Origin of the sequence: Paraglaciecola mesophila KMM 241 (assembly GCF_000315015.1) — a bacterium.
Lineage (GTDB): Bacteria > Pseudomonadota > Gammaproteobacteria > Enterobacterales > Alteromonadaceae > Paraglaciecola > Paraglaciecola mesophila.
On sequence record NZ_BAEP01000062.1, the window covers coordinates 38982 to 58521 of the forward strand.

General features: G+C 44.4%; 14 protein-coding genes and 2 tRNA genes. 9 read left to right on the forward strand and 7 right to left on the reverse strand.

Annotated features, from left to right (window positions below; all coding sequences use genetic code 11):
• Window positions 1-77 precede the first annotated feature (77 nt).
• Entirely contained in the window at window positions 78-1721 is a 1644-nt protein-coding gene (locus GMES_RS15250; protein ID WP_006993631.1) for a M28 family metallopeptidase, read from the forward strand.
• A 315-nt stretch (window positions 1722-2036) separates the two neighbouring features.
• Entirely contained in the window at window positions 2037-3707 is a 1671-nt protein-coding gene (gene asnB, locus GMES_RS15255) for an asparagine synthase B (protein ID WP_006993632.1), read from the forward strand.
• Window positions 3708-3887: 180 nt separating this feature from the next.
• Here the strand turns inward: asnB and GMES_RS15260 are convergent, their stop codons facing one another.
• Entirely contained in the window at window positions 3888-4775 is an 888-nt protein-coding gene (locus tag GMES_RS15260; RefSeq protein ID WP_006993633.1) for an SDR family NAD(P)-dependent oxidoreductase, read from the reverse strand.
• Window positions 4776-5151: 376 nt separating this feature from the next.
• On the opposite strand from GMES_RS15260, the gene GMES_RS15265 reads away from it, so the two are divergent.
• Window positions 5152-6159 (forward strand): YhdH/YhfP family quinone oxidoreductase, encoded by a 1008-nt coding sequence (locus tag GMES_RS15265; protein ID WP_006993634.1) that lies wholly within the window; start codon window positions 5152-5154, stop codon window positions 6157-6159.
• Window positions 6160-6336: 177 nt separating this feature from the next.
• On the opposite strand, the gene GMES_RS15270 is transcribed toward GMES_RS15265, so the two are convergent.
• The 3 genes from GMES_RS15270 to queE all read right to left on the reverse strand — a co-directional run bounded on the left by GMES_RS15270 (window position 6337) and on the right by queE (window position 8390).
• Entirely contained in the window at window positions 6337-7125 is a 789-nt protein-coding gene (locus GMES_RS15270; RefSeq protein WP_033186193.1) for a transporter substrate-binding domain-containing protein, read from the reverse strand.
• 76 nt (window positions 7126-7201) lie between these two features.
• Window positions 7202-7636, reverse strand: a complete 435-nt coding sequence (locus GMES_RS15275; protein WP_006993637.1) for a DUF6841 family protein — start codon at window positions 7634-7636, stop codon at window positions 7202-7204.
• A gap of 13 nt (window positions 7637-7649) precedes the next feature.
• On the reverse strand, window positions 7650-8390 hold the full coding sequence (queE, locus tag GMES_RS15280) for a 7-carboxy-7-deazaguanine synthase QueE (protein WP_006993638.1): 741 nt from the start codon (window positions 8388-8390) through the stop codon (window positions 7650-7652).
• Between the two features lie 39 nt (window positions 8391-8429).
• On the opposite strand from queE, the gene queC reads away from it, so the two are divergent.
• Complete coding sequence (gene queC / locus GMES_RS15285) at window positions 8430-9086, forward strand: 7-cyano-7-deazaguanine synthase QueC (protein ID WP_006993639.1); 657 nt, start codon at window positions 8430-8432, stop codon at window positions 9084-9086.
• A gap of 170 nt (window positions 9087-9256) precedes the next feature.
• Here the strand turns inward: queC and GMES_RS15290 are convergent, their stop codons facing one another.
• The 3 genes from GMES_RS15290 to GMES_RS15300 form a co-directional block, all read right to left on the reverse strand.
• A complete protein-coding gene (locus tag GMES_RS15290) occupies window positions 9257-10177 on the reverse strand; it encodes a LysR family transcriptional regulator (protein WP_006993641.1) in 921 nt (306 codons plus the stop codon).
• Between the two features lie 210 nt (window positions 10178-10387).
• The gene (uvrB, locus tag GMES_RS15295; RefSeq protein ID WP_006993643.1) at window positions 10388-12397 is read right to left on the reverse strand and encodes an excinuclease ABC subunit UvrB; all 2010 of its coding nucleotides are present in this window, start codon (window positions 12395-12397) and stop codon (window positions 10388-10390) included.
• A 34-nt stretch (window positions 12398-12431) separates the two neighbouring features.
• Window positions 12432-13793 carry an MATE family efflux transporter gene (locus GMES_RS15300; protein ID WP_006993644.1) on the reverse strand — a complete coding sequence of 454 codons (1362 nt, stop codon included), beginning with the start codon at window positions 13791-13793 and terminating at the stop codon, window positions 12432-12434.
• A 1065-nt stretch (window positions 13794-14858) separates the two neighbouring features.
• Between GMES_RS15300 and GMES_RS15305 the strand changes: the two genes are divergently transcribed.
• The 5 genes from GMES_RS15305 (at window position 14859) to rsxC (ending at window position 19537) form a co-directional block, all read left to right on the forward strand.
• Window positions 14859-14935: transfer RNA gene (locus tag GMES_RS15305), tRNA-Asn, on the forward strand.
• A 93-nt stretch (window positions 14936-15028) separates the two neighbouring features.
• A tRNA-Asn gene (locus GMES_RS15310) sits at window positions 15029-15105 on the forward strand.
• A 420-nt stretch (window positions 15106-15525) separates the two neighbouring features.
• Complete coding sequence (gene rsxA, locus GMES_RS15315) at window positions 15526-16107, forward strand: electron transport complex subunit RsxA (RefSeq protein ID WP_007989830.1); 582 nt, start codon at window positions 15526-15528, stop codon at window positions 16105-16107.
• Window positions 16107-16673 carry an electron transport complex subunit RsxB gene (rsxB, locus tag GMES_RS15320; protein WP_033186061.1) on the forward strand — a complete coding sequence of 189 codons (567 nt, stop codon included), beginning with the start codon at window positions 16107-16109 and terminating at the stop codon, window positions 16671-16673. The genes rsxA and rsxB overlap by 1 nt, the downstream gene beginning before the upstream one ends.
• Complete coding sequence (rsxC, locus tag GMES_RS15325) at window positions 16673-19537, forward strand: electron transport complex subunit RsxC (RefSeq protein ID WP_006993648.1); 2865 nt, start codon at window positions 16673-16675, stop codon at window positions 19535-19537. The genes rsxB and rsxC overlap by 1 nt, the downstream gene beginning before the upstream one ends.
• Window positions 19538-19540: the final 3 nt, after the last annotated feature.

Below are 19540 nucleotides of genomic sequence, written 5' to 3' on the forward strand. Positions count from 1 at the left end.
TATATCAACTCCTTTGTGTCTCGTATCCACAGAATACACATAGGCATGACATAATTTAAAACTAGGTGAATATAACAATGAAAAGAATTCAACTGGCCGCTATCCCGTTAATCAGCGCAACTTTGTTTGCCTGTGGAGTAAATAGCGACAACACTTCTACGTCCAGTGCAGATAACGACTTTAGCCTTGCGTATCAGAACATTACAGATGCAACGCTCAAAGCACACACCAAAACTTTAGCCTCTGATGAATTTGAAGGGCGCTCACCCACCTCAAAAGGTGAGAAAGTCACTCTTGATTATCTAGTCAGCAACTTTAAGCAAATGGGCTATCAACCGGGTAACGGTGACAGCTACTTGCAAGCGGTTAATTTATTAGAAATGACCGCCTCACCGGACATGACCATGACCATAGGTGACAATCAGTTCGCCTATAAAAAAGGCATGATTGCCTCAACAAAACGCGAGCAACAGCAAGTCAACGTGACTGACTCGGACGTGGTATTTGTTGGCTTTGGCGTTAACGCCCCAGAATACGATTGGAATGACTATGAGGGCCTTGATGTTAAAGGCAAAACAGTGGTAATTCTGGTCAACGACCCAGGCTTTGAGCGCCCTGACAGCGGTAGATTTCAAGGTAAAACCATGACCTATTATGGGCGCTGGACTTACAAATACGAAGAAGCAAGCCGTCAGGGTGCAGCTGCAGCAATCATAGTGCATGAAACAGCCCCTGCATCTTACGGCTGGTCTGTGGTAGCAAATAGTTGGAGTGGTCCACAATACAGCTTAGTCAGCGAAAACGGCAATGCAGAGCGGGTTGCGGTAGAAGGCTGGTTATCGAATGATGCGGCAAAACAGGTTTTCTCGGCTGCCGGATTAAACTTTACCGAAGAAAAAGCCAAAGCCTTAAAAGGCCCCTATCACACTAGCCTAAAACAAAAAGCTTCAGTGACGGTAAACAGCACGATGAAAAAGTCGGTTAGCTACAACGTGATGGCGACCCTGCCTGGCTCAGAAACACCTGACGAGCATGTCATTTACACTGCTCACTGGGATCACTTAGGTAAAGATGACAGCAAAGAAGGCGACAATATATACAACGGCGCCCACGACAATGCCACCGGTACCGCCAGCGCGCTTGCTATCGCCAGAGCCTATAAAGCGCTGAACTCGGCACCAAAACGCTCCGTCGACTTTCTTATTGTCACCGCTGAAGAACAAGGCTTGTTGGGCTCACAGTACTATGCTCAGCATCCAATTATTCCGCTTAATAAGACAGTAGCGAATATTAATATGGACGCCATGAACGTTCTGGGGCGCACGAAAGATGTTTCAGTTGTTGGCATGGGCAAGTCAGAACTGGAGACCTACTTGGCTAAAGCCGCAGCGCGTCAAGACAGAACATTAACCCAAGAATCACGCCCTGAGGCCGGCTCATATTATCGCTCGGATCATTTCAGCTTTGCCAAACAAGGGGTGCCAGCTTTGTATGCAAAAGGGGGAAACACCCCTATCGATGAGCAAACCGCACAGTACAAAAAGCGCACTAAAGTATTGATTACAGGGTGTTATCACCAAGTTTGCGATCAATTCCGTGAAAACTGGGATTTTTCAGGTGTACGTGAAGATGCTCAACTGTTGTTCGAAGTAGGATATGACATTGCCCAATCGGCGGATTGGCCTAAGTGGAATGCCAGCAGCGAGTTTCAACGTAAGTAATTTTCTGCTGCTAAATTTCCCCATCAAAACCGGTTGGTGAGTTTTTCAACCAACCGGTCATTTGCCTTTTATCAGACGAAATTATGTTTGATTAATGCTAATAAACAGCCGTTAATCTAACTAATAGCCAACAAGTGTAAAAAAATTACAGTTTCCCCTTGCTTTTTTTTCTCATACTGGCAAATTCAAGGGCGCAAGAAAGTAATAATAAATACTATAACCAGCACTTTCCCCGCACGCATGTTTGGTTTTCAATGAAACCAAGCGAATCAGCTATATGAGTTAGTAACAAATAACCAAGAGAGAAGCCTTTTTATGTGTGGTATTTTCGGCATTCTGGACATCAAAACTGATGTATCAGAACTTAGAACGCAAGCATTAGAACTTTCCAAATTACTGCGCCATCGCGGTCCTGACTGGTCAGGTGTATGGAATAATGATAATGCTATTTTGTGTCACGAGCGCTTAGCGATCGTTGACGTTGACAAAGGCGCGCAACCACTTATCAGCCGAGATAATAATAATGTACTTGCCGTTAATGGTGAGATATACAACCACAAGGCTCTTGAGCAAAACCTCGCTCAACCATATGATTTTAGAACAAAATCTGACTGTGAAGTCATTCTTCCTTTGTATGAACAGCAAGGCGTTGAGTTTATCGACCAACTGCAAGGTATGTTCGCATTCGTACTGTACGATCAAGCACAAGATGCCTACCTTATCGCTCGTGACCACATGGGCATTATTCCGTTGTACACAGGTTTTGACGAGCACGGCAACTTCTACGTAGCCTCTGAAATGAAGTCATTAGTGCCTGTTTGCAAAACGGTACAAGAATTCCCTCCTGGGCATTACCTGTGGAGTAAATCAGGCGAGCTGAAAAAATACTATCAGCGCGACTGGATGAATTACGAAAATATTAAAGACAACACCACTGACTTAAATGATTTAAAAGTAGCGTTTGAAAAATCAGTAAAGTCGCACTTGATGTCTGATGTGCCTTACGGCGTATTACTTTCAGGTGGTTTAGATTCATCATTAGTATCTGCTATAGCAGCTAAATACGTGGCTAAGCGTGTTGAAGACAATGACGAGTCTGATGCTTGGTGGCCGCGTTTGCACTCATTCGCTGTGGGTCTTGAAGGCGCGCCGGATTTAATCGCTGCACAAAAAGTAGCGGATATGATTGGCACTGTGCATCATGAAGTACATTTCACCGTGCAAGAAGGCTTAGATGCCATTCGTGACGTGATTTACCACCTTGAAACTTATGATGTCACAACTATTCGTGCAGCCACACCTATGTACCTAATGAGCCGCAAAATCAAGGCTATGGGCATTAAAATGGTGTTGTCAGGTGAAGGCGCGGATGAAATTTTTGGTGGCTATTTGTATTTCCACAAAGCGCCAAATGCCAAAGAGTTCCATGAAGAAACCGTGCGTAAACTTGAGCGTTTACACATGTTTGATTGCGCTCGAGCAAATAAATCCACCTCAGCTTGGGGCGTAGAAGCACGCGTACCTTTCCTTGATAAAGAGTTCTTGGATGTAGCCATGCGCTTAAACCCACAAGACAAAATGTGTCTTGACGGCAAAATGGAAAAATGGATTTTACGTAAAGCATTTGATAATGGTGAGTACTTGCCTGCTGAAGTGCTATGGCGTCAAAAAGAGCAGTTCAGCGATGGCGTAGGCTATTCATGGATTGACTCGATTAAAGAAAAAGTTGAGCAAGACATCACTGATCAACAACTAGCGACGGCTGCGTTCCGTTTCCCTATCAACACACCGGATACGAAAGAAGGATACTACTTCCGTACTGTGTTTGAGTCTTTCTTCCCGCAAGAAAGTGCCGCACACTGTGTACCAGGTGGCAAGTCAATCGCCTGCAGTACAGTAGAAGCTCTTGAGTGGGATGCAAGCTTTAAAGGCAATGCTGACCCTTCAGGCCGAGCGATGCGAGATGTGCATAACCAAGCTAACTAGTTTGTCATTGTCATCAGCAAGAATTTAAAAACCGCTTCGGCGGTTTTTTTGTGCCTGCTAATCTGTGAATCATGTATCAGTGGGAGTAAGGGGAAGTCTGTGAGTAGGTAAAATACAAAAACAGCCATAAAAAAGGAGCTTACGCCCCTTCTTCACTCATTTATAAAATGACAATAGCAATTAAAACGTCACTATTTCTTCATCAATTAAGTGACCTACGACTGGACTTTCTTGGGCATCAACAAAAGCCTTATCAATTGCTTTTGAACGGCCGCTTGTCACTTTACGGTAATTCGGATGAGTATAAATATAAGTCTGCTTCGACTTCAGTGCTTCCAGCACGCGCTGTGCAAGTACGCTAGCGGGTATGCCCGACTCTACCGCCAAGGTGGCAGCATTAGCCCCTGCTTGTAATTTCTTTTTATCTTGACGATCTGTGGGGGCAACCGTGTATTTTTCTTGGCGATTACGATGAGATTCGTGAATACGGGTTTTTACGAATGCAGGGCATAACGCCGATACGTGAATATTGTGAGGTGCAAGCTCTACCGCCCAGCTTTCTGTCATTGACACCACGGCCGCTTTTGAGGCGCAGTACGCTCCGGCATAAGGCATCCCCAACATGCCGGCCATAGAGGCTACATTAACTACCCAGCCGCCTTCACCATGCTCTTTTATGGCGGGCACGCACGCCTGCGCACCGTACAAAACGCCCATGACGTTAACATCCATTACCCAGCGCCACGTTTCGTGTTCAGTATCTTCAATCTTACCGGGTATGCCGCCCACACCAGCATTATTAATCACCATATGCACATTGCCATAAGTATCTTTTGCCCGAGCGACCACATCTTGCCATTGCTTATAGTCTGTCACGTCTAATTCGCAGGCTAGCACATTGACGCCCTTGTCTAGCAGCGACTGTCTAGATACCGCCAATGCCTTAATATCAATGTCGCCCATTACAATATTCATACCCTGTTTGCCTAAGGCTTCGGCTAAAGCGAGACCTATCCCACCAGCAGCACCAGAGATGATGGCTGTTTTACCCATAAATTCAATCGACATTGCTATTCCTCATTCAATGGTGCCTAGCCGGTTCAAGCAATACCCGTCTGGCATGAAAACCCGCCCGCGTGATCTTCTTTGTATTTAGAGTAAATCTGCTTTTAAGATTTATATACTTTATTTGCCTAATTCACCTGACTTCACCAGATGAATAGAAAATCCATATTAAAGGATGCTCTCAATGCTTCAGAATATCTGGTTTACCACTTGAATACTGAACACCTCCCCCAACATTTATTGGTAGCAAAAGTATCGTGGCGGCTGCATTAGCTGCTTATCGCTTTTATCGTTTAGTGACACTTATGCTTCACTCTAAATAGGCAGCAGCGTTGGTTCACTAGCCGTCTTCAATATTCATAACCGGAGTAATATCTTTATGTCTCAGCCCAGTACCTTTACCGCTTTGCTTGTTGAAGAGCAAGATGACAAAACATTTAGCAAGCATATCGTGCAGCGCAGCATCAGTGATTTACCAGACAATGATTTGCTTATTGAAGTGCACTACTCATCACTTAACTATAAAGATGCTATGTCCGCCAGCGGCAACAAACGCATTAGCCAGCACTTTCCGCACACACCGGGCATAGATGCCGCCGGCATCGTTATAAGCGACAAATCAGGCACGTTTAACGCAGGCGATGAGGTATTGGTGTTCGGGTATGACTTAGGCATGAACACTCCGGGCGGCCTTGGCCAAGTAATATCTATACCAGCTGATTGGGCAGTTGCCTGCCCTGAAAGCTTGTCGTTAAAAGAAGCCATGACATATGGTACTGGCGGACTTACCGCAGCGCTTTGCATCCAAAAACTTGAGCAAATGGGCGCCAAGCCCAGTGATGGCACTGTGGCAATAACGGGTGCTACCGGCGGTGTGGGCACAATTAGCATCGCACTACTCAAGCAATTAGGATATGAGGCGATAGCGTTTTCAGGAAAGCCCGAACAATCAGATAAATTAAAAGCACTTGGTGCCAGTGAAATTCTGCACAGAGACAGTCTTTTAGAGGTTAAAGACGCCCTTGCAGGTAAGCCTACTTGGGCACATGCCATTGATACCTTAGGGGGGGATTATCTAACGGGCTTGTTAAAACAGCTTAAGCCTGGCGGCGGCGTGGCTTCAGTAGGTTTAGCAGCCTCAGCTGATATTGCCATGAGTGTTATTCCTTTTATCACTCGCGGTATATCCCTACTGGGTGTCGACTCTGTGTATATTCCCTTAGAAGACAAGAAGCACATTTGGCAGCGGGTAGCGACCGACATGAAGCTACCTAATTTAGACAGCTATCAACAAGAAATTACCTTGAGCCAAACACCTGAATACTTGGATAAGTTCTTACAAGGCAAAGTGGTTGGCCGCTATGTGGTCAATGTAAAAGAGGCTTAAGAAGAATAAAGAATACAGCAGTTGAGCGAGGTTTGGTATCAAGTATCGAATTGCGCCAACGCTGCATTTTACGCACAAAGGGCACGGTGAAATATTCCACCGTGGCCTTTTTTTCATTGCCTATTTTTATGGGTTATTGCTAGTAACAGTGATACAAGAAACCCCGCTCTACATCCGCTACTTTTCAGATCCAGATGCGAGATCGTCAAATTGATACCACAACTCTTTTCGTTCAAGAGGCGTCACAGACGGTAAAAAGCTATTTTCTAATTCAAATACATGCCTAGAAGACATCTTAGCCCTATTCAACTTGTCCTGAAATGTGCGCATAAAAAGCTCTTCAAATGAGCCATCGGCAATGGCTTTTTCTAATCCTTGTTCTAATAAATTAGCCAGCGGTCTGCTCTTTTTATTGACGAAAAAGTACATAGCCTCTGGATATCGAATGGCGATTTCTTTCTCTACCATCAAATCAGCATTGTATGCAGGATTATCAATTTCATCCCATATCTCAACAACAGAGCGCGGAAAAAAGTCCCCTTGTGCACGGCGCAATAAATTAAATAAGTTGCCATAAGAATTATCAGCAGTAACGTTGAATCCATTAGCTTGCAGCACCTTAGTATCGGGCCAGTCACGCCCTTGCACCGGGATAAGCTTTATGAGGTGCTCCAGTTTTTGAACATATTGAAAGCGCGCTGGCATATCGTCACGTATCAGCAACAAACGCCAGCCAATTAATCCTTTGTAAATGGGGATGCGGATCGGCAGAAGTTGTTGCTCTCGCTGCTTGTCCGTAACACTCCAAACAACGTTAACGTCACGGCTGTCCATCAAGCGTTTTAGGGCTTTATTTTGCAGCATGATGCGCTCTGATGGCATAAGGGAATACTGCACCCCTGTTTTCTCAAGTGCTAGCGAAAGAAGTTTCACTGGGTAATTAGAACGCTTGTCTGATTCAGACATCGGCTTAGGATAAGTGATGCGCCACGTTGCCCCATGCACTGTAAAAGACAACAACACGCTAAGCAGGATAATTAGTTTAGCCACTAACTTCGCTCTCATTATCATTCGAGAAAAAGCTGAAAATAGATTTTCGATCATCATCTACTACAGCCACAATAATTTTCAAGGAGCCATCTTTTACTTGCTGCAAGGTATAAGAGGTAGCACAGGTAAAAATAACCTGTTTGTCTTTATCTAAAAACTGCCAGCGCATTTTCAAAAAATGTAGCGAGTCAGACAAGCGGATCGCCTGAGTCAAATTAGGTTTATGGTATACAATTTCAGCTTCTTGTAACCGTTTCACCATCACATGGCAAGATTTCGCTAAATCTTCGCCATGAATAAATACGCGTTTGTCATGATCATTCATCACAACCGTGGGTAATAAGCAAAAATCAATTAAACGCTCCTCATCTCGACGATCAAGCGCGTGGGCATAGTCTTGTAAAAATTTTATTGCATCACGTTGCATATAAAAACCTTTGTTATTCAATTCCAATGAATTTGTGAGTTTGTAGAGATAGCCGCCAATTGCGGGCGATACAGGTTTTAATGCACAGTTCAGTTGCTCTTTTTTGTTGGCTTATAGGCTGCAAGTATATTAAGGGTTTTGGGTTGTCAGAGCCCACTAGCAGCGTCAATACATGTTCTAATTCTTCAATGTGCTTTTCCATGGCGACGGGATGTTTTATCTCGTTCGCACGGTGCATAGCACTTTTTAACACATCACGTTTACCTGGCATATTAACTTTGGGTGACACGGTCACCCACGTGTCAGGATGGGTCAAGATTTCATAGGTACCGCTGGTTTCAATTTGTACACTAAAACCATTTTCAATCAAAACACTAGAAAGATTGGTTAAATCATACATACAAGGTTCGCCACCAGTAAGAATAATATTACTTGCTGTATATCCATGCTGCTCAAATAAGGCCAACAATTGCTCGGGAGTATGTTCAAACCATTGCGCGGTATCTTCATTTTGCGCCATCACAACGGGCGCCGCTACTTTTAAGTTTTGGTCTATTTCCCAAGTGTGTTTTGTATCGCACCAAGGGCAGCCAACAGGGCAACCCTGAAGACGAATAAAAATAGAAGGCACACCAGTATGAGCGCCTTCTCCTTGCAGAGATTCAAAAACCTCGTTTATCTTGTATGTATTCAACAGCTTTCCTGTGGTTTTACTAAGGGTTATCTGGGATTTATCAACCGGATAGCTTAACATTAGCATCTTGAAACAGTCGATTATAGAGAAGTGGAACAAATGGTACAAAAGGTGGTGGTAATTTTTTCAGGAGGCATGGATTCTTTTACCGTGCTGAATATGGCTGTCAAAGAGGGCTATGAAGTACATGCCCTGTCTTTCAACTACGGACAGCGTCATAGCAAAGAATTAGATTACGCCAGTCGTGCCTGCAAAACCCTGGGGGTGGCTCATAAAATTATTGATATATCCGCAATCAATGAGCTCATTGGTGGCTCGTCCCTTACCTCAGATGTAGATATCCCAGAAGGGCATTATGCCGAAGAGAGCATGAAGTCAACTGTGGTCCCTAATCGCAATATGATTTTATTATCCATGGCCGTAGGTTACGCCGTTTCATTGGATGCAAATAAGGTGTATTACGGGGCTCATTCAGGTGATCATGACATTTACCCTGATTGCCGCCCTGAGTTTGTTGAACGCATGAATGACGTCTGTGCAATTGCCAACTATGAAAAAGTGGAAATCGTGTCTCCCTTTTTGTATCAAAGTAAAATAGATATTTTAACCGCTGGGTTAAACATGGGACTGGATTATAACCTGACATGGACGTGTTATAACGGCCGAGAAAAGGCCTGTGGAAAATGCGGCGCCTGCCAAGAGCGCTTAGAGGCCTTTGAAAAAAATAACGCGAAAGACCCATTAGAATACGAATAAAAGCTAACCAGATTACGGGCTGTTATGACTCAGTGGGGATATTTCCCCACTTAAAGCCTAATCAATTCGCTTGGGAATGCGTCAGTTTTGCACAATCAACACTTGCAGCAAAACTGCTTACTCAATCAGGTAAAAGCTTAATAAGAGCGGATTACCCGAATTACTAAAGCTTACTTTTCAGTTTGCTGAATAAAATAAGCTACTTCCTTGATCAGATGACGCAAGACAGGATTTAAGCGCGTATTTTTACCGTTCATCATGAACAACTCGTGGTTAAATTCAAACTGGCGGTTTTTAATCGACACCAATCCTAAGTCTTTGCCCTGATGTTCAACCATGTAATCAGGTAGCAACCCCATGTATTCACCCGTCATGATTGCTGATAAGCAACCATCATACGAGTCTGAAAAAGTTTGAATAGACAAACGTCGCTCACCGTCAATGTAATTTCCAGAAGACAATCCAGAAATGCCAATAGCAGGGTAATCATCAATACGCACGGTGTCCGGTAAGCCGTCTGCATACTTTGCCAATGGATGCGTAGGCGCACAATATAATCGCCCGCGACATTTCACATCTATCGGGTGAAATGTGACCGACTCAGGCTTGACCATATCGTAGGTCGACAGCACTAAATGACATTCGCCAGATAACGCCACATGCTCAACTTCGTTGTATAAACGCGTTTGGATATTAACGTGTATATCATTGAATTTTTTCATGGTGCTTTTGACTGCTTTACTCACTGCAAGATGATAATTGAGTGGCAAGCCAGCCATCATCACTAAGGTAATATGCCCTGAGTAATCGTCGTGTAAGCTTTTTAAGTTGAATACAAAATTATCGAAAGAGTTAAAAATACGTTTGGTTTCTTGAAAGACAACCTCGCCTTCCTTACTCATCTGGAATCCACCGCGTCCACGATGACACAACACAAGATCAAGGCGATCTTCTAACTTCTTAATAGCGGCACTGATGTTCGGTCGCTGCATACGCAATACAGACTCAGCTGCCGTGAAGCCATTACACGAAGCAACGGCGTAAAACACACGTAAAAGTTTTATATCAGACTCTTGCAGTCGATTAATCATGGTTAGCACCACTTATAGGTATAGTTATTGATACTAAAGAACATAATAGGCAAGGCGAAATGTGATTACAATGTAAATATCATGAAAGCGAAGCGAACCTTCGCGAAAAACCGCGAAAGTTCGAATAACGTTCAAAAAACGGCCATTTTATTTACCTAACGTCTTGCATTGGCCGTTTATTATTGTCAGCAAAAAAGGGTTACGGCTTAGCTATGACATATCCACTAGCTTCTTGCGCAAGTTTTCCACTTCATCTCTAAGAGATGCCGCTTGTTCGAATTCCAGATCTTTCGCCATTTGGAACATTTTCTTTTCAAGCTCGGCGATATTCTTCATCAGCTCAGGGGCACTCATGCCGTTATACTTCTTGCCAGACTCAGCTACTTTACGCAACATGACTTTCCCTTGGCCAGAGCCCTCCCCTACATCCATGATGTCGGTAATAGGTTTATTGAGCTGAGTAGGCACAATATTGTGTTTTTTATTGTGTTCCCGCTGTTTTTCGCGACGCCGGTCGGTTTCATCCATCGCGCGCTGCATCGAACCGGTTATCCGATCGGCATATAGGATAGCGCGGCCATTAATGTGCCTAGCCGCTCGACCTATGGTTTGAATAAGTGAGCGATCGGAACGTAAAAAGCCTTCTTTGTCTGCATCGAGTATGGCGACCAGCGACACCTCAGGCATATCTAAGCCCTCTCGCAACAAGTTAATCCCCACTAATACATCGAACTTACCCAAGCGTAAATCACGTATGATCTCGATCCGCTCAACTGTATCTATGTCTGAGTGAAGATACCGTGCTTTCACGTTGTGTTCGTCTAGATATTCACTTAAATCCTCTGACATTCGCTTCGTCAGCGTGGTCACGAGGACCCTTTCATTAAGGGCTACGCACTTTTCGATTTCCGATAGTAAATCATCAACTTGGGTGCCCACCGGGCGGATTTCAATTTCAGGATCGATCAACCCCGTCGGTCGCACGACCTGTTCGACAATGTCATCTGGGGTTTTAGCTAGCTCATATTTACCTGGCGTGGCTGAGACGTAAATCGTTTGTGGAGCAATTTGTTCAAACTCATCGAATTTCAACGGGCGGTTATCAAGTGCTGAGGGCAGCCTAAATCCGTATTCCACTAGGGTTTCTTTACGCGAGCGATCGCCTTTATACATAGCGCCAATTTGCGAAACGGTAACGTGAGACTCATCGATAAACATCAAACCATCAGCCGGAAAGTAATCAATTAAGGTCGGTGGTGGATCGCCCGGCGTACGGCCAGACAAATAACGAGAGTAATTCTCGATGCCTGAGCAATACCCTAGCTCTTGCATCATTTCCATATCAAACTGGCATCGCTGACTAATACGCTGCTCCTCAACCAGCTTATTGACAGACAGTAATTGTGCCTTACGCTCTTTCAGTTCTTCTTTTATATGCTCTACAGCATCAAGAATTTTTTCTCTGGGCGTAACATAATGGGTTTTAGGGAAAATAGTTGCTCTGGCAACGGTCTTTTCAACCGCCCCCGTCAACGGGTCGAAAATACTGATCCGTTCGACTTCTTCGTCAAATAATTCCACCCGCACAGCTTCCCGCTCAGAGTCAGCAGGAAATATATCAATGACATCACCGCGCACACGAAAAGTACCGCGCTCGAATGCAATGTCATTACGGCTATATTGAATTTCAGCCAAGCGGCGCAAAATATCACGCTGATTCATGATATCGCCTTGGCGAAAATGCAACAGCATCTTCATATATGAATCAGGGTCGCCCAGGCCGTAAATTGCAGACACACTAGAAACAATGACGACGTCTCTGCGTTCCATCAATGCTTTTGTCGCCGACAAACGCATCTGCTCAATATGCGCATTTATCGAGGCATCTTTTTCAATAAAGGTATCACTCGACGGCACGTAAGCCTCAGGTTGATAGTAATCGTAATAAGAAACAAAATACTCTACTGCATTATTCGGGAAAAACTCCTTCATTTCACCATACAGCTGGGCTGCTAAGGTCTTGTTATGTGCAAGAATTAAGGTCGGTCTTTGCACCTCATTAATCACATTAGCCATAGTAAAGGTTTTACCAGAGCCGGTTACACCCAACAGTGTTTGAGCAGCCAGACCACTTTCCAGCCCATCGACCAACGCCTGAATGGCTTTAGGTTGGTCCCCTGCCGGTGAATAATTAGACGTAAGTTGAAAGGCACGTGCCATGAATACTCCTTGAAAAGGTAAAAGAACGATTAAGTTATGTGGCAATGCGCTTAGCAAGGGAACGGCAGAACCACAAATAGGCGATCGTGGCCGTTATTATGTTGGCTAAAATGCCAGCCCAAAACATACCTTTTAAATCGAATAAGTAACTACCCAAGTAAGATATGGGTACAAAGAAAACAAACAAGCGCAAAACACTCATGATCAAAGCCGACATAGGTAAATGCATCGCATTAAATGACGAGTTGGTTAAAATCACAATGCCTTGTACACCATATCCTAATGGAACGATCATCAAATAAGTTTGAATCAGCTCGATGACGTCAGGCTCAGTAGAAAACGCGCTGGCGATAACACCGGATAAAAAATAAAACAGAACAAAGACCAATAACTGCCAAACAATTACAAATCGCACACAAAGTTGGTAAGCCTTTGATACTCGCGAAAGGTTATTTGCTCCGTAATTTTGACTAATAAAGGGCGGTAATGACATGGATAAAGCCAATATAACAATGCTAGCAATAGACTCTAGTCTCCCTCCTACCCCCCAAGCAGCAACGGCTCCTGGGCCGTATCCTGCGACCACGGCGGTAAGGATCCCCCCAGCCACCGGAGTTAACATATTTGCACCTGCTGCAGGCAATCCAATTTTTAGAATGCCGCTGATAGCGTGCTTTAGCTCTGGAATATTTAGTAAGCGAGATAGTATGAGCTGACGCTTATAAGCGAGTAAATAAAGAATATATACTAGGCCTAACGCCCAAGCGATTAAGGTAGCAAGCGCCGCACCCTGCATCCCCATAGCGGGAATAGGCCCCCAACCGAATATCAGAATAGGATCTAAAATAACGTTAACCAGCCCACCGCCCGCCATAACATAACTGGGTGTTTTGGTATCTCCTGACGCCCGCAGGATACTATTGCCCACCATAGGCATCGCCAAAAAAACACCTGCAGCGTACCAAACCACCATATATTGTTGGATATACTCTAGAAGATTTTCACTGGCACCCAATAAGGTAAAAATGGGGTCAATGGTAAACACCCCAATTAACGCTAGTACAACTGCTAATACGAAGGCCAGCATCAATGCACCTGTACCAGACAACTGCGCTTCACTATGACTATTACTTCCTAGAAACCTAGCAATAACCGCTGATGTCCCTATGCCTAGACCAATATGTAAACTGATGAGCGTAAAAGTGACAGGAAAAGTAAAACTGATGGCCGCGAGCTCATCAGTTCCCAACAACCCAATAAAAAAGGTATCAACCAATCCGAAAGACATCATCATAATCATGCCCACGAGCATCGGGACTGTCATACTTTGAAGTGTTTTACCTATGGGGTTATTTAACAGATCGCGACTGCCTGAAGACTCAGATTTTTGACTCACTCTAGGGGTTCCTTCGTTAACAAGCCAGCTATACTAAGCTAACGCATTTCATATGACTAACGAAAAGCTGTATCAAAATACGAGCACGCCCACTGTCACGGAAAAAGATAAGAAAATACGGTTATATAAATTAAATTCAGCACCGCACACGCAAACCCCGCGAACTGTATGTGAAAAGTGACAGTATTTGATCAACTGCTGTGCACTCAGCATCAATTTGTAGATGAATTGATCATTAAGTTGTTACTTTTGCGGCAAAAACAGTAGGCATAAATCCAGTAATTTCAAGCACTATTTTTATAAAACTTTAGTTGCAATTGAAAACAACACACAAGCAAAAAAGCCCTGAGCGAAAATCACTCAAGCTAAGCCTAAAATGTCCAACAATCGACTTAAGGCAATGATTTATATAATAAAAAATAAAAAAGCAAAAGATTTTAATAATTCGTATTGACAACGAATTCACTAGGCTGGCGGGATGCATTGCAAATTCATACACATAGTTATCCACAGATATAGTGGATAACTATCCCCGCCTCAACAAATCCGTGAACTTGAATGATAATTGCACGATCCATTTGTAAGTCATCACTAACCTCTAGCAGTCTTACAATAGGTTACAGTTTTATTAAGCACTGATTATACATACAGTAATCGTTGTAGTTTAAATAACTATTCGTTATATAGAAACCCGTTATTATTATTTTCGCCTTAAATCCTCGTCCATTTGTGCTGAGAACAAAGTAGTTAAAAAAATAAGTGCCCCTAGGGCAGTATCCCGACTGAGCAATATTTAAGGAAATGTTTTATTTTTTGGTTTTAATAATAGAAATTAACCTCCGTATATTTTAGAAACGTTCAACTCTTGTACGATTAACCCAGCAGATTGTACGAATAAAAATCAATTGATAAATAAACCTGCAAAAAGCCTAAAAATAGTTGTAATCAGTGTTGACACAAGACGGGATGCTCATTAATATTCGCCCCCGTTGAAACGGCCTCCAAGGCAACGCTCCACTAGAGTAATAACTCTATTAAAGTGAGTTTCAATAGGCGTTATACGATTCCCCCTTAGCTCAGTTGGTTAGAGCGACGGACTGTTAATCCGCAGGTCCCCCGTTCGAATCGGGGAGGGGGAGCCAACGTGATATAAGCAATTTTTATATTAGTTGGCTCAATAAGATTGATTCGAAACGTATTATATTCCTCTTGGGTTTATAAGTTTGATATATGATTCCCCCTTAGCTCAGTTGGTTAGAGCGACGGACTGTTAATCCGCAGGTCCCCCGTTCGAATCGGGGAGGGGGAGCCAATCAGGCTCAATATCTGTTTTATCCTCTCATATTATATTCTCAATTTACCTTCAAAAGTTTTTGCATATCAAGTTGTTAATCGCCTTGAATACTTGGATAATACTGCACACTTTCTCGATGATGCATTCAGCTCGACCAACTTATATTCAATACAGTTAATGTCGAATTGCTTTTTATCTATGTTCATTAACGGGAGTAATTGGTTTTAGTGCGCGGTAAGGTGTAATTTTGCTGCTGATAAACGAGATATATTGCGTTAACGCTGATTAATCGTATTGTGCCTTCTATATACACCTGATTGGATACACCTTATGGGTAAACCTTAACGCCTAGTTTATCCATAGACTGATATCGCTGCATTAATGCACTATTTTAAACAGGTTTCATTATTTTGATATTGCTTCTAGGTTGCAATCAACATGACTGAATTTTTACTTTTACTGATCGGGACCGTGCTAGTTAATAACTTCGTATTGGTTCAATTCCTTGGTTTATGCCCTTTTATGGGAGTCTCAGGGAAGCTCGAAACAGCCATTGGTATGTCCATGGCGACCACTTTCGTATTAACCCTAGCGTCACTTTCTAGTTATTTGGTCGAGCACTACATTTTGTTGCCTTTAGGCATTGAGTACCTGCGCACACTGAGCTTTATTCTTGTTATTGCTGTGGTTGTACAATTTACTGAAATGGTCGTGCACAAAACCAGCCCTACTCTATATCGCTTGTTAGGTATCTTCTTGCCGTTGATCACTACGAACTGCGCGGTATTGGGTGTAGCGCTACTGAACATCAACCATGATCACAATTTTATTGAATCGGTTATCTACGGGTTTGGGGCAGCCGTTGGTTTTTCATTAGTTCTCATTTTATTCGCTGCGATGCGCGAGCGTTTAGCAGTGGCAGATGTACCCGCGCCGTTTAAAGGCGCCTCTATTAGTATGATAACCGCAGGGTTAATGTCCTTAGCCTTTTTAGGTTTTACTGGTTTGGTGAAATTTTAATGAGCTTTATGTGGGCCATTTTTACCGCACTTATCGCAGTAGGGCTGCTTGCCTTGGTATTTGGAGCCATACTCGGTTTCGCATCAATACGCTTTAAGGTTGAAGGCGACCCTTTAGTTGAACAAATCGATGAATTATTGCCACAAACCCAATGTGGTCAGTGTGGGTACCCGGGGTGTAAACCATACGCCCAAGCCATTGCTGATGGTGATGATATCAATAAATGCCCACCCGGAGGGGACGCCACCATAAAGCGTCTGGCCGATTTGATGGGAGTCGAAGCCACTTCTCTCGATGCAGCTCATGGCAGTGAAGACATTAAAAAAGTCGCGTTTATTCGCGAAGATGAGTGTATAGGTTGCACAAAATGCATTCAGGCTTGCCCCGTTGACGCGATTTTAGGCGCCGCTAAGCAAATGCATACCGTAATAACTGACGAATGTACTGGCTGCGATTTATGTGTCGACCCCTGCCCTGTTGATTGTATTGACATGATCCCCACGCAGACCACGCCATCATCATGGCGCTGGAATATTGAAAGTATCCCCGTTAAGCAGGTGAGCTAATGAATCGTGTATTAATTCCTGCTTACGAAGAAATCGTGACGCGTGTACAGAACAACAAATTATGGGATTTCCCGGGCGGGGTTTTTCCTGCACAGCAAAAAGAATTATCCAATCAACAACCGATTGAAAGTATCTCACTACCTGAACGACTGTATATTCCCCTTAAGCAGCACATCGGAGTCGAAGGGCAATTAATCGTTGCGCCAGGCGAGCAAGTATTAAAAGGCCAACCTCTGACTCGCAGCGCAAACCCATTTTCAGTGCCGGTACATGCGCCAACTTCGGGCACTGTTGTAAGTATCGGCCCGCATATTTCAGCGCATCCGTCTGCGTTACCCGAACAAACCCTGATCATCGAACCTGATAATTTAGACAAATGGACAATGCTGAGTCCGTTACAAGACTATCAATCACTGCCCAAAGTGTCAGTGCTTGAAGCGATTTGTAATGCAGGCATATCAGGGATGGGGGGTGCAGGGTTTCCTACGCATATAAAAGCGGCACCGAAGAAAGATGTCGAGTTCATTATTATCAATGGTGTCGAGTGTGAGCCCTACATCACCGCTGATGACCGTTTAATGCGAGAGCACGCTTGGCAAATTCGTCAAGGTATCGATGTCTTGTGCCATTTGTTATCCCCTAAGCAAGTTTATATTGCGATTGAAGACAACAAACCCGAAGCCATAGAAGCGATGCGCGTAGCGTGCCAGCAAAGCGAACAATATAAAGTGGTTCCTATTGCGACCAAATACCCAGCGGGTGGCGAGAAGCAACTGATCCAAGTCATCACCAATAGAGAAGTCCCCAAACAAGGCTTGCCTATAGATGTGGGGGTGATCATGCATAATGTAGGAACTTGTTTTGCTATTGCTGATGCGATTTTTAGCGGCAAACCGTTAATACAACGCGTAGTCACAATTACGGGCAAGGCAGTAGAAACCCCAAAAAATGTTTGGGCGTTAATCGGCTCCCCTGTAGCGCATTTGCTTTCCTCTGCTGGTTATGTGGCCCACAGGCAGGCGCAAAAACACATTATTATGGGCGGGCCTATGATGGGCTTTACAGTGGCAAGCGATCAAGTACCCGTGGTTAAGATAACGAACTGCTTGTTACTCCCCACATCTGATGAAATGGCGGAGCCTGAAGCAGAACAACCTTGTATTCGCTGTAGCGCATGTGCTGATGCGTGCCCTGTATCCCTGTTACCACAACAGTTGTTCTGGCACAGCAAAGCCAAAGAATTAGACAAAGCGCAAGAATTCAATTTGTTTGATTGCATAGAATGCGGCGCTTGTGCGTATGTATGCCCTAGTGAAATTTCGCTTGTGCATTACTACCGCGTAGCAAAAGCCGAAATTCGAGTGGAGCAAGAAGAAAAGCAAAAATCAGACAAAGCGAGAGAGCGCTTTGAAAGCCGAGCGGCACGTTTGGTGCGAGAACAAGAAGCCCGAGATGAAAAGCATCGCAAAGCAGCGGAAGCGCGCAAGTCAGCCATGCAAAATAAAGGCAATGACGCTCAAGATAAAATTGCCGCAGCGCTTGCCCGGGCCAAAGCTAAAAAAGCCGAGCAAGCACAAGCAACGGCAAATAATGCTGATGTCATTGCTGACCAAGAAACACAACCCAAAGCAACTGAGCCCACGAGAGCAGCAAACGCCGAATCAGCACCGCAAAAATCTGGTACTTCAAAAGATGATCGCGTGGCAGCTGCTATTGCTAGAGCGAAAGCCAAAAAAGCACAGCGCTCAGCGCCGAGTGACGCTGATGTGAGCTCTGAGCAAGTAGCGCAGCCCGAGGCAGCAGAGGACTCATCAGTAAATAGCGCAGAATCAGCACCGCAAAAATCTGGTACTTCAAAAGATGACCGCGTGGCAGCTGCTATTGCTAGAGCGAAAGCCAAAAATGCACAGCGCTCAGCGCCGAGTGACGCTGATGTAAGCTCTGAGCACGTAGCGCAGCCCGAGGCAGCAGAGGACTCAGCAATAAATAGCGCAGAAACAGCAGCCCATAAGTCTGGTACTTCAAAGGATGATCGCGTCGCAGCCGCTATTGCTAGAGCAAAAGCCAAAAAAGCACAGCGCTTAGCGCCCAGTAATGATAATGCCTCAGATAATGCCTCGCTTGAACCCAGTGCCGCACTCGACACAGAAACCCACATTTCAAAAGCAATACCTCCCCAATCACAAACCAGTGACGCTGTCATTGCGGGCAAGTCAAAAGATGAGCGGGTCGCAGCAGCCATCGCAAAAGCGAAAGCTAAAAAAGCACAAAAATCTGCCGAGAGTTTATCTTCAGATACACCCAATGGGTCAGATGCCTCGCTTGATGCCCCCACTACTTCATCTGATAGCGCTTCTGGTAGTTCGTTGAATAAACCTAACGCACAAATACAGAGTAATGACTCTGATACGTCGAAAGACGATCGTGTTGCAGCCGCTATCGCCAAGGCTAAAGCCAAAAAAGCACTGAAGGAAACACAAAATGCATCTCCCAAGAGCGGCTTGGCATCCGAGTCCGTTTCTATCCCGCCACGTGAGTCTGCGCAACAGGCGGTAGACGAAGCACCTGAACAGCATGACGTTCAGGAGCTTGACCCAGCCGCACAGAAAAAGGCGCGAATTGCCGCTGCAGTAGCCAAAGCGAAAGCGAAAAAAATAGCCAAAGACCATCCAACTGGCGAAACGGCAAAACTGAGTGACAAGTTCGATACGCCTTCATCTAGGGCCCAAGATGCTCAACAGGGTCAAGAAACGCCGGGCACTGATGCAGAACAAGCATTAGACGAGAAGAAACGCCGCATCGCTGCCGCCGTGGCGAAAGCGAAAGCTAAAAAGGCGGCTCAAATGAAATCATCAGAAGAATAAAAG

Excerpts from the sequence above, each read along its gene's own strand:
- GMES_RS15270 (WP_033186193.1), bottom strand. The coding sequence starts at position 7,125 with ATGTCTGAATCAGACAAGCGTTCTAATTACCCAGTGAAACTTCTTTCG.
- GMES_RS15250 (WP_006993631.1), top strand. The coding sequence starts at position 78 with ATGAAAAGAATTCAACTGGCCGCTATCCCGTTAATCAGCGCAACTTTG.
- rsxB (WP_033186061.1), top strand. The coding sequence starts at position 16,107 with ATGAGCTTTATGTGGGCCATTTTTACCGCACTTATCGCAGTAGGGCTG.
- queC (WP_006993639.1), top strand. The coding sequence starts at position 8,430 with ATGGTACAAAAGGTGGTGGTAATTTTTTCAGGAGGCATGGATTCTTTT.
- GMES_RS15275 (WP_006993637.1), bottom strand. The coding sequence starts at position 7,636 with ATGCAACGTGATGCAATAAAATTTTTACAAGACTATGCCCACGCGCTT.
- GMES_RS15260 (WP_006993633.1), bottom strand. The coding sequence starts at position 4,775 with ATGTCGATTGAATTTATGGGTAAAACAGCCATCATCTCTGGTGCTGCT.
- rsxA (WP_007989830.1), top strand. The coding sequence starts at position 15,526 with ATGACTGAATTTTTACTTTTACTGATCGGGACCGTGCTAGTTAATAAC.
- asnB (WP_006993632.1), top strand. The coding sequence starts at position 2,037 with ATGTGTGGTATTTTCGGCATTCTGGACATCAAAACTGATGTATCAGAA.
- GMES_RS15265 (WP_006993634.1), top strand. The coding sequence starts at position 5,152 with ATGTCTCAGCCCAGTACCTTTACCGCTTTGCTTGTTGAAGAGCAAGAT.
- rsxC (WP_006993648.1), top strand. The coding sequence starts at position 16,673 with ATGAATCGTGTATTAATTCCTGCTTACGAAGAAATCGTGACGCGTGTA.
- GMES_RS15290 (WP_006993641.1), bottom strand. The coding sequence starts at position 10,177 with ATGATTAATCGACTGCAAGAGTCTGATATAAAACTTTTACGTGTGTTT.
- uvrB (WP_006993643.1), bottom strand. The coding sequence starts at position 12,397 with ATGGCACGTGCCTTTCAACTTACGTCTAATTATTCACCGGCAGGGGAC.
- queE (WP_006993638.1), bottom strand. The coding sequence starts at position 8,390 with ATGTTAAGCTATCCGGTTGATAAATCCCAGATAACCCTTAGTAAAACC.